This window comes from Achromobacter aegrifaciens (assembly GCF_902859965.1).
Lineage (GTDB): Bacteria > Pseudomonadota > Gammaproteobacteria > Burkholderiales > Burkholderiaceae_B > Achromobacter > Achromobacter aegrifaciens.
The window spans coordinates 88,725-105,648 of sequence record NZ_CADIKO010000005.1; the positions used below are offsets into that span (position 1 = coordinate 88,725).

A 16,924-nucleotide genomic window follows, 5' to 3' on the forward strand; every position below is an offset into this window, starting at 1 on the left:
GATATGTGCTTGGGCAAGCGCCGCAGTCAATGTTCGCGGCGCATATCCGGAATGGCGATGGGCGCACGATCCATCGCCTGCAATAGTTGGCCCAGCCCGCGGGCCGTCGCTCCCTCCATCCGTCCTCCCGGCCCACAGACATCGTCCGCGCTGGTCCACGCCGGAGCCGCGCCCGGCAGGCGGCGCGCACGCAGCCAGCCCTGGCGGTCGACCATGAACTGCGCGCCCGCCAGCTCGTCAGGCGACACGCCGGCTGCCAGCGCATAGGCGTTCCAGGCCTCTACGCCTGCCGCCACGCAATCCGCGTCTACGCGCTGTGTGTGGCCACGCGTCAGCGCCACGGTGAGCAGGCGTGGATCCTGCGGTTCCTCGGCCGCGCCCTGCGCGTAGGCCATCACACGCAGGGGCAAGCCGCGCAAGCCGCTGAGCCGCGTCGCCCGGCCGTCGCGGCAGGCAAGCGCCACGACGGGTGCGGCGACCGCCGGCATACCGCTGCCGCCGCTGACGCCATAGGCCCGCAGGCGCAGATAGTCCAGCACCTGCCAGATCTCTTCCGTGTTCAGCATTGCGCCAAACGCCGGCATCGCGGGGTTGGCCGCCGGTTCCTGGCCGCCCTGCGCGATGCGCCAGTGCAGCTCGCCTTCGAGCCTGTTCTGGAACAGGGCCGGTCCCAGCACGCTGGGCCACACCGGCAGGCTGGCGGCGCGCTCGCCCCGCCCATCTGCCGCCGCGCCGTGGCATGCGGCGCAATGCGCCTGGTACAGCCGTCCGCCCTGCAACAGATTGGCATCGGAAAACGGCAACGGCGACCGCTGATAGGAAGAACTGTGCGCCTCGACCAGCAACATCCGCGGGTTCGGCCAGTCAGTCAGCAGCGCCAGCGCGACGGCGGCGCCCAGCCATGCCAGCCGGCGGCGCTTGGCGAACAGCGCGCCGCACAGCAACGCCAGCGCCGCCGCCGACTGCGCCAGCGCCAGCCAAAGCTGGCGCCACGTGTGCGGGCTGACGGGCAGGTCCGGGTCGTAGCGCCACGCGAATGGCCAATACGCCAATGCCGGAGCCTGGCCCAGCGAGCGCCAGACCGCGGCGCCCAGGGCCAACGCCAATGCGGCCAAGCCGACCGTCAACAGCGCCGCCATGCGCCGCCGGGCCCACCGCGCCGCGCCAGCGGCATCCGCCGGCCGGCGTTGCACGATGCTCACCACGTCGCATCCAGCCCCAACAAGGCCAGCGCGCGATGGCGCAACGCGGCCAGGCGCGGATCGCCGCGATGCCTGGGGTACGGCAGGTCGTTGACGATTTCGTCCTTGATCCGCGCCGGCCGCTCGCTCAGCACCACGATGCGCGTGGCCATGAACAGCGCCTCCTCCACATCGTGCGTGACCAGCAAGGCCGTGTAGCCTTCGCGTTGCCACAGGTCCACCAGTTCGGACTGCATGGCGATGCGGGTCAGCGAGTCCAGCTTGCCCAGCGGCTCGTCCAGGATCAGGATGCGCGGATCGTTGACCAGCGCCCGCGCCAGCGCGGCGCGCTGCGCCATGCCGCCGGACAGCTGATGCGGATAGGCCTGGCTGAACGCCTTCAGGCCCACGCGCTGCAAGGCCTCGTCCACCCGGCTGCGCTGCGTCTTCAACAGCCCGCGCGCCTGCAGTCCCAGGGCCACGTTGTCCCAGACCGTGCGCCACGGATATAGCGTGGGGTCCTGGAACACCACGATGCGCGAAGGCGAAGGCCCCGTGATCGGCTCGCCGTCCGCCAGCAGGCCGCCCGCGGCGGGCGGCTCCAGGCCCGCCACCAGGCGCAGCAGCGTGGACTTGCCGCAGCCGCTGGGTCCCAGCAGCGCCACGAACTCGCCCGGCTTCACGTCCAGGTCTATGCCGTCCAGCACCGGCAGTTGCGCGCCGTCCAGGTCGAAGTGATGGTTCACGCCGCGCACGGCCAATGCGGCGCCGGCCGCATCCCGCTTGTCAGGCACCGCTGCCGCTACCATTTCACGACTCCCTTCTGCCAGGCCAGGAGGCGATCGCGCCCCAGGAACAGCAAGGTGATGAGGCCCGAGAACACCAGCGCCATCACGATCAGCGCGCCGTACATGTTGGCGTAGGACGCCCAGCCCTGGGCCCATGACAGGTACCAGCCCAGCCCGGACTTCACGCCCATCATCTCGGCCGCCACCAGCACCGAAAACGAGGCGCCCAGGCCCATGAACAGGCCCACGAAGACCTGCGGCAAGGCCGCCGGAATCGCCACGCGCAGCACCAGAAACCACTCATTGGCGCCCATGGTGCGCGCCACGTCGTAGTAGGCCCGGTTGACGCCCGCCACGCCCGACCAGGTCAGCACCGTGACCGGAAACCAGGTGGCCAGGGCGATCAGGAAGACCGCTGCCGACCAGCTCGACGGAAAGAAGAAGAACGCCATAGGCAGCAAGGCCGTGGAAGGCACCGGCCCCAGGAAGCGCAGCACCGGATGCACCCAATAGCCCAGGCCGCGCGACCAGCCGATCGCGACCCCGGTCAGGAAACCCGCGGCCGCGCCCAGCAGAAAGCCGTTGGCCAGCAGCCAAAGCGAATTCGCCAGACTGTCGGCCAGCCGCTTGTAGTCGGAGACGTAGACTTCGATCAGCGACTGCGGCGGCGCGAAGAACGGGCTGGGCAGCAGCGCCAGCTTGGCCGTCGCGATCTCCCAGGCGCCCACCGCCACGGCCAGGGCCGCGAGCCAGGGGCCGGCGCGGTGCAAGGCGCGCACGGCGCGCAACTGCCCCGCCCCCGGCGCCGCCGCCAGTAACAGCAGCAACGCCAGCGCCAAGGCCGCCGCGCCGAATTCGCGCGTGTAGCCCCAGGACGAGAAGCCCACCTCGACGTTCGGCCATGCCAGCGTCACGCCGCCCACGCCCGCCCACAGCGCGGCGGCCGCGATACCGGTCTTCCACAACCGCCAGTCGCGCGCGGGCGGATTCACGCCCGCGGCCGGGGCGTGCAATACGTCAGCCGAGGACATTGGGCACCACCACTTGCGCGTATTTGTTGACGTCCAGGCCCGCGCTCAGCACCTTGATCGTCTTCAGGTCCCGGGCGTAGCCCACGATCTCTTCGCGCAACGCGGCGCCCGTCGAGGCATGGCCATGGCTGTGGCTGCGCAGGATCGCGGCCACGCGTTCGGCCGGCACCTTGCCGGGCACATACGGCGCGAAGATGCGCGCGGTCTCGTCCGGGTTGGAAGCCGTCCAGCGCTGCGCGTCGATCACTGCGCGCGCAATGGCCGCGGCGGCCTCTGGATCCTTGCGCACCAGATCGCCGCGCAGGCCCAGCACGCAGCAGGTGCGGTTCTCGTAATCGCCCTCGATGTTGGTGGCGATCTCTCGCAGCTTGTTGTCCTCGCGCAGCGTGTAGATCAGCGGATCGTCACCCGCAATGGCGTCGACCTCGCCCTTGCGCAGGACCTCGCCGAACAGGTCCTGCGGGTACTGGCGCCAGTCCACGGATGCGGGATCGATACCCAGCTGCGCCACGCGGATCGCGAAGAAGTTCTTCACCGGACTGGCCTGGTCCGACACGGCCACGCGGCGTCCCTTCAGGTCGTTGACGCTCTTGATCGGCGAATCCTGCGCCGTCAGCAAGCGCATGCAGCCGCCATGCGTGCCCACCGCCAGCTTGACGTCGAAGCCCTGCTCCAGCGGCTTCAACCAACGCAGCGCCATGCCGATGCCGCCATCGGCGTGGCCGGTGGCGATCGCCTCCAGCAGCTGGTCGGTGGAGCCGCTGAAGTTGATGCGTTCGACCTTGAGGTTGTACTTGTCGAAGAAGCCGCGCTCCAGCGCCACCGACACGGGCGATTGGCAGACTGCGGTCTGGCTCCATGCGATCTTGAACGTGCGCGGTGCGGCGTTGGCGGCCAGCACGCGCGAGCCCAGCATGCCCAGCGGCGCCGCAAGGCCTGCGGCGCCTGCCGCGCGCAGCAGCGCACGGCGCGAAATTCCCCGCGTGGAGACGGCGCGGGAATGGACGTTCGTATTCATCAACCTTCCTTTTGAGCAGACTGTGAATGGCGATGATTGCCATGCGGCATCATCGACCTGCGCTCAGGGGTTAGACAAATACAAAGTCGGGATAACAATATGGGCGACGCATGGCCGCCCAGGGGCTGGACTATTCGGGCAAGTGGTCCGGAACGCCGTCCTCGTCGACCTGCTTGACGCGGTCCAGCGCGTTGCGTGCGGCCGACATGGCCTCGACCGTGCTGCGGAAGCGTCGGCTGATGAAGATCTCGAAAGCCTGGGTGTCGGGCTCGGCTTCCTGCTGCACGGCGTCATCCGGTGGCGCTGGCGCATCGGCCTGGGCTGCCGCTTGCGCGTCCCGTTCGGCCTGGCTCTTTTTCTTCGGCAACCGCCGCGTTTCGATGAAAGCGCGCGGCGGCACGCGCCCCTCGGGTTGGGTCGCGTACGCGAGCACCGAAAATCCGTTGATGATCTTCTCAGCCATTGCGGTTCCGTGTGGCCGCGCCCAAAAAAGCGCGGTTCCTTGTTACCGACTACGGCCCGCCGCGGGAAAACTTAAGCCAGCGCCGCCTGGCGCGCACGCACGTAGGCCGCCACCTGGGCCAGCACGTCGGACAGGTCCGCCTGCAGCGGCGCGAAGCCGGCGTTGCGCTCGCGCGTGGCTTCGTCCATGTACAGCGGACGGCGGATCTCCACCTGCAAGCTGTGCCGATTCAAGGCCGGCTGGCCGATCTGCGCGATCAACTGCACGCCTTTGTAGGGGTCGTTGCGCGCCACGGTGTAGCCCTTGCCGCGCAAAGCGGTCTCGATCAGGGCGATGAACTCCGGCTCGCAGGTGGTGCCGTCGCGGTCGCCCAGCACAAAGTCCGCCAGCGGATGCTCGCTCTTGCGGCCCAGGCGCTCGTAGGCGTCGTTGGGCATGGAGTGCAGGTTCAGGTGCCAGACCGCGCCAAAACGCTGCCGCACCTGCTGGATCGCCTGCGACAGCGCCGCGTGGTAAGGCTCGTAATACGCCTGGATGCGGTGGCGCACTTCGGCCAGCGTGAGCTTGCGGTCGTAGATCGGCGTGGACCTGTCCATCCTGCGCCAGATCAAACCCTTGCCCAGGCGGGTCTTCTCGCCCGGGTCCAGCGGCTCGGGCCAGGGTTGCGCCAGCAGCTCCGGGTCCAGGTCCTGCAGCGTGCGGTTGGGATCGATATAGACGCGCGGAAAGTTCGCGGCGATCAGCGTCGCGCCCAGGGCCGGCGCCGCCGACCACAACGCGTCCACGTGCGTGTCCTCGCCCTGGCGCAATTGCGCCAGGGCGGCCGCGGCGCCGAAGTCGTCGGGATAGCGCTCGCCGCTATGCGGCGAATCGCAAACCAGCGGCAAGGCCGGGCCCGTGGGCTCGTGTACGGAAACAGCGTCGAAGTCGGCGTGGGTCATCGTCAATCAGCCTGAATGTTGGCAGTCTTGGCGACCTTGGCGTAGCGTGCCAGGGCCTGCTGGATCTGCGCCTCGAATTCCTGGGGCGTGGTGCGCACCAGCGTACCACCCACTTCCTCGGCCTTCTTGCGGAATTCCGGATCGTCCTGGGCCGCGCGCACTGCCTTGTTCAGGCGTTCGATCACGGCCGGCGGGGTGCCGGCGGGCGCCACCAGGCCGAACCAGCCGCCCGTACCCATGTCGGGGTATCCCAGCTCGATGTAGGTCGGCACGTCGGGCAACAGCGGCGAGCGTTCGGCGCCCAGCACGGCCAGCGCGCGCAGCTTGCCGCCCTGCACCTGCGGCAGGGTCGAGGACAGGTTGTCGGTGATCGCGTCCACCTGCCCGCCCATCACGTCATTCAACGCCGGACCCGCGCCGCGGTATGGCACGTGCAGCAACTTGATGCCGGACAGCATCATGAAGTTCTCGATGTTCACATGGCCCAGCGAGCCCACGCCCGGCGAGGCGAAGCTATAGCGCTCCGGCTGTTTCTTGGCCAGGGCCACGAACTCGGCCATGTTCTTGGCCGGCAGGCCCGGGTTGATCGCGAAGATGCTGGGCACGGCGACCACGTTGGCCACCGGCACGAAGTCCTTCACCGGGTCGTAGTTCATCTTGCGGAACACGGCCGGGTTCGAGCCGTGCGTGCTCATCGTGGCCATGCCGATGGTGTAGCCGTCGGGCGTGGCGCGGGCCACCTGCTCCATGCCCATGGAACCGCCGGCGCCGGCCTTGTTCTCGACCACGATGGTCTGCTTCAGGTCGCGGCCGGCGTACTCGGCCACCAGGCGCGCCACGATGTCGGTCGAACCGCCAGCGGCGAACGGCACCACCAGCTTGATGGGGCGGGCGGGATAGTCGGCAGCTTGGGCGATGCCGGCAAAGGACAACGTGGCGAACATGCCGGCGAGCGCGAAGCGCGCGGACCGGCCCAGGAGGCGGCGGGACATGGGGGATGACTCCGAAAGTTGAAGGTCAGTCGACAAGGCCGCCAGTGTCCGAACTTTACGATCCCCTTTCAAACGACTATATTGCACGGCTTCATTACCAATGGTCATGCTAGATGCGACTGCACTCGCCCTCCATGTCCGAACTGCACGCCTTCGTGACGGCGGCACGCCTGGGCAGCTTCACCCGCGCCGCGGAGGTCTTGTGCGTCACCCAGGGCGCCGTCAGCCGCGCCATTTCCCGACTGGAAGCGCATTTCGGCCAGCCGCTGATGCATCGCAACGCCCATGGCCTGACCCTGACTGAAACCGGACGCCGCCTGTACGACGGCACGCTAGGCCCGCTGCAGCAGATCGAGTCGCTCAGCGCCGGATTGCGCGCCAATGACCGTCGCCTGCGCCTGACGCTGTCGACGGTGCCGACGCTGGCCAGCGCCTGGCTGGTGCCCCGCCTGTCCGACTTTCATGCGCGCCATCCGGATATCCATCTCAGCTTCGCGGCCTACCGCCGCAACGAAGATTTTTCGGGTGAGACGCCCGATGCCAGCATCCTGTCCGGCATGCCGGAGCAATGGCCGGGCTGGCAGGTGGACTACGTGATCGGGCGCGAGTTGGTCGTGATCTGCCACCCCGCCCGTCTGGCGGCCCGGCGCGCGCAGGGACTCTGGGACACGCCAGCCGGCCTGCTCGGGGAACCGCTGCTGTATCACTCGAATGGCATGGACAACTGGGCGCAGTGGCTGGCCGCCGCCGGCGTGCCGCGCGCCTCGGTCCAGCTTTCCAATGGCTTTGACCAGGTTTCCATCCTGGTTCGCGCCGTCATGGCCGACATGGGCATCGCCGTGCTGCAGCGCTGCCTGGTCCGCGACGACCTGCAGGCCGGACGCGTGGTGGCCCCGTTTCCCAACCTGCCCATCCGCATCGACCGTGGCTACCATCTATGCGCCCCGGCCCAGCGCCGCGACCATTACGCGCTGGCTTGTTTCCGGCGATGGCTGCTGGAAACCGCCGGGCAGGATCCCGACGTGATCGCCGCCAGCCCAGGCTGAGCGCCTAGCCTGCGGACACAACCGGTTGCCGGCGTCCGGCGCGGGAATACTACAAAATGAAAACGGGCTCCCGATCTGGAGCCCGCTGCGGGGGTCTGCGCCATGCTGCCGGCGCGGTCGAAAATGCTCAGGGTGCGAGCTTGAACCCGAGGTCCACGCCCCATTTGTCGGTCTCGCGCAGCCATTTCGCGCCGCAATTCAGGCAGCGGAAATGGTCTTCACGGCTTTCTTCACGGCCTTTCTGCGTGGGATTGGTGAACCCCTGGTGTCCCAGATGGGCATGCGGCGCAACGCCTGCAAGCCCGGGGTTAATGCGTTGGCAAGCCAGGCACATAACGCTCATTGGTGCTTCCCTACAATTTTAGTAACTAAATTGTAAGGGATTCCACCAATACTTTTCTATCGAATCAGGCCCCTAAATCCAAAAAATATTGTTAACGCCACAATTAAACAACAGTGGGCAGGGCCGCCAGGCAGGTTGCCAGGTGATACGGAGAGGTCGACGGCATGTCATTGCGCACCACCGCTCCTTCCGCGTCCAGGCATTCGTACCAGCCGCCGGGGTGCAGGAAACGCGCGCGGAACATGGCCAGGCCGGCCTCCAGCGCGGGCAGGTCGCCCAGCACGCCGAGCACCCGCAGGTACTCGGTCTGCGCCCAGATCCGGCGCGTATCGTCGATCACGGCGCCGGACTCGTCCAACGACGCCACCACTCCGCCCGCGTCCACACCATGGCGGCGCGACCAGCGCACAGCGCGCGGCAGCGACTCCGTCAACTCCAGGCCGTCGAAAACCTCGGCCGAGCCTTGCACCAGCGACAGCCACTCGAACTGATGCCCGGGCTCCAGCCGGTTGCCGGCCGAGCCTTGCCGCTCTTCCGCGATGCACTGCGAGGCCGCATGCACGAAGAAATGGCTGATGCCTTGCGCCAGGCCGCGCAGGCGCTGCGCGTACAGCGCCGGCTCCGCGACCTGGGCTGCGGCCAGGTAGGCCTCGGTCAGATGCATCATGGGATTCTGCGCGGGCGCGCGCAGAGGCTGGCTCAGGTCGGCGCTGAGCGCCGCGTGATACAGCCCGTCGGCGGTCTTGAAGCGCGCCTCGATGGTCGAGGAAGTCGACAGCATGAGCTTGCGCGCATCGGCATTGCGGCTGCGGCGGAAATAGGCGGCGCAGGCCAGCACGATGAACGCGTGGGTGTACAGGTCCTGCGTGTCATCGAGCGGATGCGCCGCGGCGTCCACGCTATAGCGCCAGCCTCCGTGATGCTCGTCGCGGAACACGCGCCGCAGCGATTCGAACAGCACATCTGCATGCGCGCCCGCAGCGTCGCCCGGCGCTTCCGAAAAAACGTAGAGCTGGCGCGCGCAAGCCATGGCGCGGTAGCGCTCGACCGGCAGCGCGGCGCCCGTCGCCGCGTCCAGCGATTCATAAGGCAGACCCAGCGCGCCATTGAAACCCTGCCCCATCCAAAGGGGCAGGACAACGGAATCAAAATGGTCGCGGAATGCGCGGATGTGTTCCGCAAGTGAAGAGTTGGTCTGTGCGGCAGTCATCTTGGAACGGCGCATACCCAATGAGGGCCCCAGATTTTGGAGCAGCAACGATAACCGAAATTTTCGTCGCAAACCTTTGAGTATTCTCCGAAGCGTCATGCTCACACAGACCGGTCCCGCCGATCAGCTCCGTCCAGGGCGTGGCGCCCTATCGGAAGATGTTTTCCTCTACCCAGTTCTGCGCGAATACTTCCGCGCGATCGCGTGCTTCGTCCAACGAAGCGCAGTTGCCCAAGTGGGAAAACGCGGCATCCACTTCGGTGCCGCCCTCGGCCGTAACCGTCAGCAGTACGCCATATCCGCCGGTATCCATGGCCGCTGTGGAAACGTCGATCAGAACTTCCTGGTCACGATGCTGCATGTGCTACCTCCCAGTCGGTTACCTAAACGCGTGAACCACGCGTGACGTTGCGGGGGCAGAATCCCCGCGCAAATGAATAGACCTGCAAACGTCACGCAAGTTCATCTTACTGGCGACTCGTGGGTCGCGATACGTCGAAAAGCAGCCAAATCGCGCATTCCGTCTCAGGAAATTCCCGTAGCACGGCCCTATTGGTCGCGAACTCGCGAAATACTGCGAAAACATTCGCAAATTGTGTGGAAATCCCCGCGCCAAACGGTCAAGACGCGGCGAAACGCGGAGGGCGGCCCCGGGCCGCGCCTGCTGTCGACATAATTGGATTTTGCGGGTTAGCGCAAATGGATGGCGCCCGGCTCTTCCATGCGCAGGGCGAGCTTGCCCTTCTCGGTGATCAGCCAGCGGCCGTCGGCGTCGGCTGCAATGCAACGCAACGTCTCCAGCGCCTGCGCCACGTGGGCGGGCACTTCAGTCTGGGCAGCGCCGGGCTCGCAATTGTCGGCCACGATGCGCAGCCAATGTCCCAACTCGCCTTTCTCGAAACGGTGCAATGCCATGCGGTGATTCTCTCTTGAATACCCAACGATAGCATGTTGCCATGCCCCGCCCTGGCGACCTGTAAAAGTCGCTAGGCAAGCAGCTTGGGCAAGGACGACGCCAGCAGCGCCACGCCCGAAACGGTCAGCAGGCCCAGCACGATGCGGCGAAACGCAACGTCGCTGATGCCCACGTAGACGCGCGTGCCCCACAAGGTCGGCACCAGCATCGCCGGCACGATCACCGCAAAGAGCGGCAGCATGTCGCGCGTCACCACGCCGGTGTAGACATAGCTCGCCATCGTCACGACCAACATTGACAGGTTGAAGTTCTGGATCACCGCGCGCTGCACGTCGCGGTCAAAGCGACGCAAGGTGCACCACAAAGTCGGAATGACGCCGGTGAAGCCGCCTATGCCGCCCATGACGCCGCCCATCGCTCCCACCACGCCGTCGGCCCATCGTCCACCCGCCGTGATAGGCGGCAAGCGCGTCGCGAACAGCATCACCGGACACCAGACCGCCAGCAGTCCGCCGACCAGCGCCTTGAACATCAGCGGATCCAGATAGGGCAGCAGCTTGACGCCCAGCGGAATCCCCAGCAATCCGCCCGCCACGAAGGGCAGCAGGTGCGCCATCGTGAATCCGCGGCGCATCGTGAACGCGGCCAGCAACTGGCCGGTCAGCGAGCCGAACACCACCATCGCAGCAGCGAGTTTGGGATCTATCGTCCAGGCCCAGAACGACATGGCCACCATGCCGAAGCCGAAGCCCGAGAGGCCCTGCACGAAACCGGCGGCCATGGCGCCCGCCGCGACCAGCACATATAAGGAATCCATACCCGCCGCACGCCTGCAAGAGAAGCCGGAACGGTTCCGGCGCTCGACATTCTAGAACGCGCCGATGGCCGGTTTCGCGCCTGCGGCGTACTGACGGGCTAGGAAGCCCGCAGCGCCAGCGGCCGCTTCAGGCGCGTCGCCGCCGCCGACGCCGCCACGCTGGCGCCGATCAGGGCCAAGCCCAGCGCCAGGTCGGCCGAGATGCGCTCCTGGAACACCAGCGACGACACGATCAGCCCGATCACCGGCACGCACAGCATGGCGATCGAGGTCGCCACCGGCGGCATCTTCTGCGTCATGCCCAGCACCACGATGAAGGTCAGCGCGGTAGCCAGCGGACCGGTGTACAGGATCACGGGCCATGCCTCGGGCTGCGCCAGGAAAACGGGCGCGCCATCGCGCATCCACGCCAGCGCGGCCAGCGGCAGCGCCGCGATGGCGGTCTGCCAGGGAATCATGTCCGCGCCCAGGCGGATATGCCGGTAGCCGCGCAGCTGGATGATATTGCAGGCCCACGCAAAGGATGCACCCAGCAACATGGCCAGGCCGACCACCGTGTGCGCCTGCCAAGGGCTGAACGCGGGCGCGACGATGACGGCGATGCCGGCATAGCTCAGCCCCGTCGCCAGCCATTGCGCCATCGACAGGCGCTCCTTCAGGATCAGCGAGGACAGCGGAATCACCCAGATGGAAGTGGCGTAGGCGATCACGGACGCGCGTCCCGGCGCCACGTATTGCATCGCCCATAGCGCCAGCGCCGTGAACGCCCCCATCTGCAGCAGCGCCACACCCGCCACCAGCGGCATTTCCTGCCGTGTCGGCAGGCGCAGGCGGCCCAGCATGCCCAGCACCAGCGCGCTGATCAGCGCGGCCGAGCCGAACCGGCTGGCGGCCAGCCACAGCGGGCTCATATGCGTCAGCCCCAGCTTCATGACGGGCCAATTGCCGCCCCAGATGGCGACCGCACCGACCAGCGGCAAAAACCTGCCCAACGTGCTCTGCTGACTCATTACTGCCCAATCTACTGCTTGAATATTCCGCGCTTTGGCACAATTGCCAAACGATGGAATAGTCTATAGGGTTAACCCCAGCATATTTCACTGCATTCAAGGGAGATACCCGTCATACTCAGCACAGATGAATTGCTGAATGACCGTAACTGGGTGACTTATGCCGGAAATCAACCTGGATGCCACCGACATCCGTATCCTCAACGAACTCCAGCGCGATGCGCGGCTGACCAATGTCGAACTCGCCGCGCGCGTGAACCTGTCCGCCTCTCCCTGTCTGGCGCGCGTGCGCCGGCTCGAAACCGAGGGCCTGATCGACCGCCGCGTCACACTGCTCAACGCGCGCAAGCTGGGTCTGAAGGTCAACGTATTCATCCAGATCTCGCTGGACAAGCAGCGCAAGGCGGCGCTGGACGTGTTCGAACGCGAGATCGCGGTCCTGCCGGAAATCATGGAGTGCTACCTCATGTCGGGCGATGCCGACTACCTGATACGCGCCCTGGTGCCTGACGTGGACGCGCTGGAGCGGCTGATCGTCGAACACATCACCCGCATCCCGGGCGTCGCCAGCATCCGTTCCAGCTTCGCCTTGAAGCAGGTGCTGTACACCACCGCCGTCCCGCTCGCGTGAAGCCCGCGGCGACAACTTGCGGGATCCGTGGCGCCCCTCCACAATGAAAGCGCCGCGCCCCGCGCCGGCGCCCCTCCCATCGCCTAGCAAGGAGAACACCATGCCTGAAACCGACTGGTTCCCCGGCGGCACGCTACCCGATCGTCAGGGCTACTTCGAAGTGGAATTCGAAACGGGTCAAACCGAAATCACACGCTACGGCCTGCTCGGCTGGGAGCCCGAGCAGGATCGCGGCCGGATCAGACGCTGGCGCGGCCTGGACCCGGACATCGAAGCCGCCGAAATGCAGCGCGAGAGCTCGGTGCGCAACAACGGCGATACGCTCATGGGCTGAAGCGCCGGCAGACGCGCCAAGCAAAACGCCGCGGAGAACATCCGCGGCGTTTTGCTTGGCAGGCCCGTTCAAAGATTCAGTTTGGAGATCTTGGTACCGGCCAGGGACACGCCTGCCATCAGGCCGCCGTTGTTCATCACGAAGCCGACGATGGGTTGTTGTGCCGTGTTGGTGTCGATGCGGCCGTTGGCGCCCACATTGACAACCGCAACCGTCGCATCGGCGCCCACGGTCCAGCCGCTGCTGTTGCGGAACTTGGCAAGCGCCTCATCCGTCATGAACAACAGCACCATCGCCTTGGACTGCGCCCCCGCCTGGAAGCCGACGGAACCCGCCGTGGTGCTGTAGTAGCCGGCGGTGGAACTGCCCACGCGCAGCACGCCCTTGCCATGCTCGGCCCCGATGATGAAGCTGCCGCTCAACACATCAGGAAAAATCAGCACGCCTCGGGCGCGGGCGACCAGTTCCCTGGACTGCGGCGACGCTTGATAGAGCTTGCCCAAGGTGGCGTCGGCCGCACTGTTCAACGATTGGCGCTGTTCGGTCGCGGTGGCCTCTGACTTGGAACTGTTGGTGGTGCAACCCGTGAACATCAGGCCGGCCACGCCGATCGCCGCGGCGGCCAGGCCGACACGACGCAAGACAGGAAAAGTATCAAACATGGAACTCTCCTTTGTTGTTGTCACCCTACACCAATGTACCGGGCAAATCCGCCAGCGCAAAGCACGCGATTGTGTGAAAAGAAACAAAACCCTGCCTGCCGCTGCGGGTCCGGCCCGCCGCTACAGGATGCCGTAGCGCGGTTCGCCCGTGGCTTCGTCCACCGACACGATGCCCGACAGCACCAGTTCGGCGTGGCGTCTTGCCGTCCCGGGATCCTCGAAGGTCACGAAACGCGGCAGCGACCAGCGCCGCTCGAATTCGCCTTCCACCCTCCGGCACACCGCTACCTCGATCGCCAACATGCCGGTATCCAGCCGGATGACCTGACATTCCACCTCGAATCCATCAATATGACGCTGTGGCCACGCGCCCATTCCTTGCTCCTCGAAATTGTTTTTCCCGGCCGCAATATGCCAAAAAATTTTTGGATTGAAAAGTAATGTTTTCAAGGAGTTATGAAGTACTAGAGCAGGTAGTGCGAACGCATCTTGAAGCTCATCCAAATGGCCGAAAATCGGTCCAAATCCTGGCCTTTCGCGCTCGCCGCAAGAACGGTGCGAGCAGCATCTTTCAGCCGCCCGGCGGACGTATCCAATGCGCGTCCCACAAGCCTTCGCCGCGCTCCAGAGCCGCGCCCAAGGCCTGTTTGCTGCGCTGCGCAACCGCCGCCAGCAAGGCATTGCAGACGGAAAAGGCCGCAGTGTAGGAATCGAATGGCGACGCGCTGGAACTGCGCGCTATCAGCACGTGGTGTGCCGAGGCCGCGGCGGGCGCCGACGCCGAATCGGTGATCAGAATCACCTTGCCGCCTCGCTGCCGGAAATACTGCACCGCCTTGGCCGCGGCAACCGAATAGCGCCTGAAGGTAAACGCCAGCAGCACGTCGGCCTCGTCGATCCAGAGCAGTTGGTCTTCCAGGAACAGCGGACCGGCGGCGACCATGGGCTTGACCGAAGGCAGGCACAGGTTCAAGTACAGCGCCACGTGGCTGGCCAGCGGCGCGGCCTGGCGTAGCCCCAGCACATGCACCCGCCCCTTGCGCTGCGTCAGCAGTCGGACGGCAGCCTCGAAGGCGGCCACGTCGATCGACGCGTAGGTCTCCTTCAGGTTGTGCTGGTCATGCAGCAAGGCGTTATGCAGGCAGGCGCGCGCCGACGGTTTGTCCGAGCCCACCGCGTCCGCGCGCTCGCCGGGCGAGGCCAGGCGCGCCGTCACTTCCGTGCGCGCCTCCATCTGGGCCTGCGCGTAGCTTTCGTAGCCGAGCTTGGCCAACAGGCGCACCACGGTGGAAGCGCTGGTGCCGACCTGCCTGGCCAGCGCCGTCGCCGATTCCAGCAGGCTTTGCGGATAGCGCGCCTGCATCTCCTCGACCAGCAATTGTTCGCTCTTGCTGAGCTTGCGGCCGTAGCCGGCAATACGTTGGTGCAGGTTCATCCTTGCATGGCCCTAGGTGATAACCCCAAATTTCACAATACACATTGCATCTTATATTGCTGCCTGCAATATTCATTGCAAATTAGACCAAACCCGCAGTCACCACAAGAGAATTCCATGAAGCATCAATCGCAGGGACCGTCCTCGATCCGCCGCAGCCTGATCCTGGCCGGTCTGGGCGCCGCCTTGCTGCCGCTGGCCGCGCGCGCCGACGCCTATCCTTCGCGCCCCATCACGCTGGTCGTCCCCTTCCCTGCGGGCGGCTCCGTCGACCTGATCGGCCGACTGTACGCGGACGCCCTGGGAAAGGCGCTGGGTACCAGCGTCATCATCGAGAACCGCGACGGCGCGGGCGGCGCCATCGGCAGCAAGCGCGTCGCGCGCGCCGCGCCGGACGGCTACACGCTGGTCGCGTCGTCGCAAAGCTCGCACCTGGCCAACCCGCTGATGCGCAATGACCTGGGCTACGACCCGATCAAGGACTTCGTCTCGATCTCGCAGCTGTCGCGCACGCCCAATGTGCTGGTGACCAATGCCGCCGTGCCGGCCCGCAACCTGGCGGAGTTCGTGGCGCTGCTGAAGGCGCGCCCCGACCAATTGCACTATGCCACCGCAGGCATCGGCAGCATGGGCCAGCTCAACGCCGAACTGCTGAAGAACACCCTGCAGCTGCAGGCCGTGCACGTGCCCTATCGCGGCGGCGCGCCGCTGATCAACGCGCTGCTGTCCGACCAGGCGCAGTTCGCGCTGGACAACCTCGCGCCCTTCCTGCCCCACATCCAGGTCGGCAAGATGCGCGCGCTGGCGGTGGCCGCGCCAAAACGCCTGGACTCCCTGCCCGACGTGCCGACCTTCGAGGAACTGGGTTACCCCGTGCTCAATTCCATGTCGTGGATCGGCCTGGCCGCGCCCGCAGGCACGCCGCCCGACATCGTCCAGAAGCTGCTGGCCGCCGTGCGCACCGCCGCCACCGAGGACGGCATGCCGCAATCCCTGGAAAAGGCCGGCGCGCTGCCCCCCGAGAACCAGACCCCGCAACAGTTCACCGCCATGATGTCCGAGCGCCTGGCGTTGTACAAAGACCTGATCGACCGCGCCGGCATCCGTCCTGAATAGGCCTTACTCCCATGAAAAATCCCGCTTTCGAACCCGACACCGCCCCGCTCGAAGTCCTGCCGCGCGATCTCTCGGCCTATCGCGAGGGCAATGTCGGCATCCCCTACGTGCACCGGTTCGAGTCGGGCCGTCCCGGCCCGCACGTGCTGATCAACGCCATCACGCACGGCAACGAAATCTGCGGCATGGTGGCTGCGACCCATCTGCTGGACTCGGGCGTGCGCCCCAAGATCGGCACGCTCACCGTCAGCTTCGCGCACGTCGAAGCCTATGAAGCCTTCGATATCGAGAACCCCTACGAGAACCGCCAGCTCGTCCACAACCTGAACCGCATCTGGTCCGCAGCCATGCTGGACGGCCCGGAAGACAGCCCAGAACTGCGCCGCGCCCGCGAGCTGCGTCCGGTGCTGGACGCCGCCGACTTCGTGCTGGACATCCATTCCACGCGTGCGCCGGTGCAACCCTTCTGGGTCTACACCGAGATGGACCGCAACACGGCGCTGGCCAGCGCCGTCGGCGTGCCGCAGGTGCATCTGGTGATGCCGCCCGACCTCTTCCCCGGCACTGGCGTCATGGGCTACGGCCGCCACGGCGATCCGCACTCCGACAGCAGCGGCTCGCTGGTGGTCGAATGCGGCCAGCACTTCGCGCAATCCGCCGCCGACCTGGCCACCGACGTCACGCTGCGCTTCCTCGCGCACACGGGCCTGATCGACATGCCTGCCGGCACGCCGCCCCCGCCCGCGCCGCAGCGCTACCGCCTGCTCGAAGTGCATATGGTGAAGTCCGAGGACTTCACCTTTACCCGTCCGGTGATCGGCTTCGAAACCTTCGCCAAGGGTGAACTCATCGCCATGAACGGCACCGAGGAAATCCGTTCGCCCTGCGACGACTGCACCATCTTCATGCCCACGCGCATGCCCATCGTGGGTCGCGAAGCGGTGTACCTGACCGTGGCGATCTGATCGCCATCCGCAAGCGCCTGATCGG

21 protein-coding genes are annotated in these 16,924 nt (G+C 66.3%); 5 read left to right on the top strand and 16 right to left on the bottom strand.

Annotated features, from left to right (window positions below; translation table 11 throughout):
- Nucleotides 1–26: 26 nt before the first annotated feature.
- The 7 genes from HV793_RS28020 to HV793_RS28050 form a co-directional block, all read right to left on the bottom strand.
- Nucleotides 27–1,202 carry a c-type cytochrome gene (locus HV793_RS28020; RefSeq protein WP_244958707.1) on the bottom strand — a complete coding sequence of 392 codons (1,176 nt, stop codon included), beginning with the start codon at nt 1,200–1,202 and terminating at the stop codon, nt 27–29.
- A complete protein-coding gene (locus tag HV793_RS28025) occupies nt 1,199–1,990 on the bottom strand; it encodes an ABC transporter ATP-binding protein (RefSeq protein ID WP_119451643.1) in 792 nt (263 codons plus the stop codon). The genes HV793_RS28020 and HV793_RS28025 overlap by 4 nt, the downstream gene beginning before the upstream one ends.
- Nucleotides 1,984–3,000 (bottom strand): ABC transporter permease, encoded by a 1,017-nt coding sequence (locus HV793_RS28030; RefSeq protein WP_054458215.1) that lies wholly within the window; start codon nt 2,998–3,000, stop codon nt 1,984–1,986. The genes HV793_RS28025 and HV793_RS28030 overlap by 7 nt, the downstream gene beginning before the upstream one ends.
- On the bottom strand, nt 2,987–4,018 hold the full coding sequence (locus HV793_RS28035; RefSeq protein ID WP_175214297.1) for an ABC transporter substrate-binding protein: 1,032 nt from the start codon (nt 4,016–4,018) through the stop codon (nt 2,987–2,989). The genes HV793_RS28030 and HV793_RS28035 overlap by 14 nt, the downstream gene beginning before the upstream one ends.
- Before the next feature lie 130 nt (nt 4,019–4,148).
- Nucleotides 4,149–4,481, bottom strand: a complete 333-nt coding sequence (locus HV793_RS28040) for a hypothetical protein (protein ID WP_054458217.1) — start codon at nt 4,479–4,481, stop codon at nt 4,149–4,151.
- A gap of 71 nt (nt 4,482–4,552) precedes the next feature.
- Nucleotides 4,553–5,422 (bottom strand): N-formylglutamate amidohydrolase, encoded by an 870-nt coding sequence (locus tag HV793_RS28045; protein ID WP_175160934.1) that lies wholly within the window; start codon nt 5,420–5,422, stop codon nt 4,553–4,555.
- Nucleotides 5,423–5,424: 2 nt separating this feature from the next.
- The gene (locus HV793_RS28050; protein WP_054458219.1) at nt 5,425–6,414 is read right to left on the bottom strand and encodes a Bug family tripartite tricarboxylate transporter substrate binding protein; all 990 of its coding nucleotides are present in this window, start codon (nt 6,412–6,414) and stop codon (nt 5,425–5,427) included.
- A gap of 113 nt (nt 6,415–6,527) precedes the next feature.
- Here HV793_RS28050 and HV793_RS28055 point away from each other — a divergent pair, with 113 nt between their 5' ends.
- The gene (locus HV793_RS28055) at nt 6,528–7,460 is read left to right on the top strand and encodes a LysR substrate-binding domain-containing protein (RefSeq protein ID WP_175160936.1); all 933 of its coding nucleotides are present in this window, start codon (nt 6,528–6,530) and stop codon (nt 7,458–7,460) included.
- A gap of 127 nt (nt 7,461–7,587) precedes the next feature.
- Here HV793_RS28055 and HV793_RS28060 read toward each other — a convergent pair whose 3' ends face one another.
- From HV793_RS28060 to HV793_RS28085, 6 genes are all read right to left on the bottom strand, one after another.
- On the bottom strand, nt 7,588–7,803 hold the full coding sequence (locus HV793_RS28060; RefSeq protein WP_042792993.1) for a hypothetical protein: 216 nt from the start codon (nt 7,801–7,803) through the stop codon (nt 7,588–7,590).
- A gap of 103 nt (nt 7,804–7,906) precedes the next feature.
- On the bottom strand, nt 7,907–9,013 hold the full coding sequence (locus HV793_RS28065) for an AGE family epimerase/isomerase (RefSeq protein WP_175214298.1): 1,107 nt from the start codon (nt 9,011–9,013) through the stop codon (nt 7,907–7,909).
- A gap of 148 nt (nt 9,014–9,161) precedes the next feature.
- Nucleotides 9,162–9,374 (bottom strand): hypothetical protein, encoded by a 213-nt coding sequence (locus HV793_RS28070; RefSeq protein WP_008159938.1) that lies wholly within the window; start codon nt 9,372–9,374, stop codon nt 9,162–9,164.
- A 329-nt stretch (nt 9,375–9,703) separates the two neighbouring features.
- A complete protein-coding gene (locus HV793_RS28075; protein ID WP_054458221.1) occupies nt 9,704–9,928 on the bottom strand; it encodes a hypothetical protein in 225 nt (74 codons plus the stop codon).
- 71 nt (nt 9,929–9,999) lie between these two features.
- Nucleotides 10,000–10,746 carry a sulfite exporter TauE/SafE family protein gene (locus HV793_RS28080; RefSeq protein WP_054458222.1) on the bottom strand — a complete coding sequence of 249 codons (747 nt, stop codon included), beginning with the start codon at nt 10,744–10,746 and terminating at the stop codon, nt 10,000–10,002.
- Between the two features lie 98 nt (nt 10,747–10,844).
- Nucleotides 10,845–11,756: a DMT family transporter gene (locus HV793_RS28085; RefSeq protein WP_054458223.1), complete on the bottom strand. Its 912-nt coding sequence runs from the start codon at nt 11,754–11,756 to the stop codon at nt 10,845–10,847.
- Between the two features lie 160 nt (nt 11,757–11,916).
- Between HV793_RS28085 and HV793_RS28090 the strand changes: the two genes are divergently transcribed.
- Both HV793_RS28090 and HV793_RS28095 read left to right on the top strand, forming a co-directional pair.
- Nucleotides 11,917–12,387 carry an Lrp/AsnC family transcriptional regulator gene (locus HV793_RS28090; RefSeq protein ID WP_006226939.1) on the top strand — a complete coding sequence of 157 codons (471 nt, stop codon included), beginning with the start codon at nt 11,917–11,919 and terminating at the stop codon, nt 12,385–12,387.
- Between the two features lie 100 nt (nt 12,388–12,487).
- Nucleotides 12,488–12,721, top strand: a complete 234-nt coding sequence (locus HV793_RS28095) for a hypothetical protein (RefSeq protein ID WP_054458224.1) — start codon at nt 12,488–12,490, stop codon at nt 12,719–12,721.
- 68 nt (nt 12,722–12,789) lie between these two features.
- On the opposite strand, the gene HV793_RS28100 is transcribed toward HV793_RS28095, so the two are convergent.
- From HV793_RS28100 to HV793_RS28110, 3 genes are all read right to left on the bottom strand, one after another.
- The gene (locus tag HV793_RS28100) at nt 12,790–13,383 is read right to left on the bottom strand and encodes a BPSL1445 family SYLF domain-containing lipoprotein (protein WP_054458225.1); all 594 of its coding nucleotides are present in this window, start codon (nt 13,381–13,383) and stop codon (nt 12,790–12,792) included.
- A gap of 120 nt (nt 13,384–13,503) precedes the next feature.
- A complete protein-coding gene (locus tag HV793_RS28105) occupies nt 13,504–13,719 on the bottom strand; it encodes a hypothetical protein (RefSeq protein WP_244958708.1) in 216 nt (71 codons plus the stop codon).
- Nucleotides 13,720–13,954: 235 nt separating this feature from the next.
- Nucleotides 13,955–14,818, bottom strand: a complete 864-nt coding sequence (locus HV793_RS28110) for a MurR/RpiR family transcriptional regulator (RefSeq protein WP_175214299.1) — start codon at nt 14,816–14,818, stop codon at nt 13,955–13,957.
- 117 nt (nt 14,819–14,935) lie between these two features.
- On the opposite strand from HV793_RS28110, the gene HV793_RS28115 reads away from it, so the two are divergent.
- A complete protein-coding gene (locus HV793_RS28115) occupies nt 14,936–15,934 on the top strand; it encodes a Bug family tripartite tricarboxylate transporter substrate binding protein (RefSeq protein WP_054458228.1) in 999 nt (332 codons plus the stop codon).
- An 11-nt stretch (nt 15,935–15,945) separates the two neighbouring features.
- Nucleotides 15,946–16,899, top strand: a complete 954-nt coding sequence (locus tag HV793_RS28120; protein WP_054458229.1) for a M14 family metallopeptidase — start codon at nt 15,946–15,948, stop codon at nt 16,897–16,899.
- Nucleotides 16,900–16,924: the final 25 nt, after the last annotated feature.

Coding starts and splice junctions, on each gene's coding strand:
- HV793_RS28025 (WP_119451643.1), bottom strand. CDS start 1,990: ATGGTAGCGGCAGCGGTGCCTGACAAGCGGGATGCGGCCGGCGCCGCA.
- HV793_RS28030 (WP_054458215.1), bottom strand. CDS start 3,000: ATGTCCTCGGCTGACGTATTGCACGCCCCGGCCGCGGGCGTGAATCCG.
- HV793_RS28035 (WP_175214297.1), bottom strand. CDS start 4,018: ATGAATACGAACGTCCATTCCCGCGCCGTCTCCACGCGGGGAATTTCG.
- HV793_RS28040 (WP_054458217.1), bottom strand. CDS start 4,481: ATGGCTGAGAAGATCATCAACGGATTTTCGGTGCTCGCGTACGCGACC.
- HV793_RS28045 (WP_175160934.1), bottom strand. CDS start 5,422: ATGACCCACGCCGACTTCGACGCTGTTTCCGTACACGAGCCCACGGGC.
- HV793_RS28050 (WP_054458219.1), bottom strand. CDS start 6,414: ATGTCCCGCCGCCTCCTGGGCCGGTCCGCGCGCTTCGCGCTCGCCGGC.
- HV793_RS28055 (WP_175160936.1), top strand. CDS start 6,528: ATGCGACTGCACTCGCCCTCCATGTCCGAACTGCACGCCTTCGTGACG.
- HV793_RS28060 (WP_042792993.1), bottom strand. CDS start 7,803: ATGAGCGTTATGTGCCTGGCTTGCCAACGCATTAACCCCGGGCTTGCA.
- HV793_RS28065 (WP_175214298.1), bottom strand. CDS start 9,013: ATGACTGCCGCACAGACCAACTCTTCACTTGCGGAACACATCCGCGCA.
- HV793_RS28070 (WP_008159938.1), bottom strand. CDS start 9,374: ATGCAGCATCGTGACCAGGAAGTTCTGATCGACGTTTCCACAGCGGCC.
- HV793_RS28075 (WP_054458221.1), bottom strand. CDS start 9,928: ATGGCATTGCACCGTTTCGAGAAAGGCGAGTTGGGACATTGGCTGCGC.
- HV793_RS28080 (WP_054458222.1), bottom strand. CDS start 10,746: ATGGATTCCTTATATGTGCTGGTCGCGGCGGGCGCCATGGCCGCCGGT.
- HV793_RS28085 (WP_054458223.1), bottom strand. CDS start 11,756: ATGAGTCAGCAGAGCACGTTGGGCAGGTTTTTGCCGCTGGTCGGTGCG.
- HV793_RS28090 (WP_006226939.1), top strand. CDS start 11,917: ATGCCGGAAATCAACCTGGATGCCACCGACATCCGTATCCTCAACGAA.
- HV793_RS28095 (WP_054458224.1), top strand. CDS start 12,488: ATGCCTGAAACCGACTGGTTCCCCGGCGGCACGCTACCCGATCGTCAG.
- HV793_RS28100 (WP_054458225.1), bottom strand. CDS start 13,383: ATGTTTGATACTTTTCCTGTCTTGCGTCGTGTCGGCCTGGCCGCCGCG.
- HV793_RS28110 (WP_175214299.1), bottom strand. CDS start 14,818: ATGAACCTGCACCAACGTATTGCCGGCTACGGCCGCAAGCTCAGCAAG.
- HV793_RS28115 (WP_054458228.1), top strand. CDS start 14,936: ATGAAGCATCAATCGCAGGGACCGTCCTCGATCCGCCGCAGCCTGATC.
- HV793_RS28120 (WP_054458229.1), top strand. CDS start 15,946: ATGAAAAATCCCGCTTTCGAACCCGACACCGCCCCGCTCGAAGTCCTG.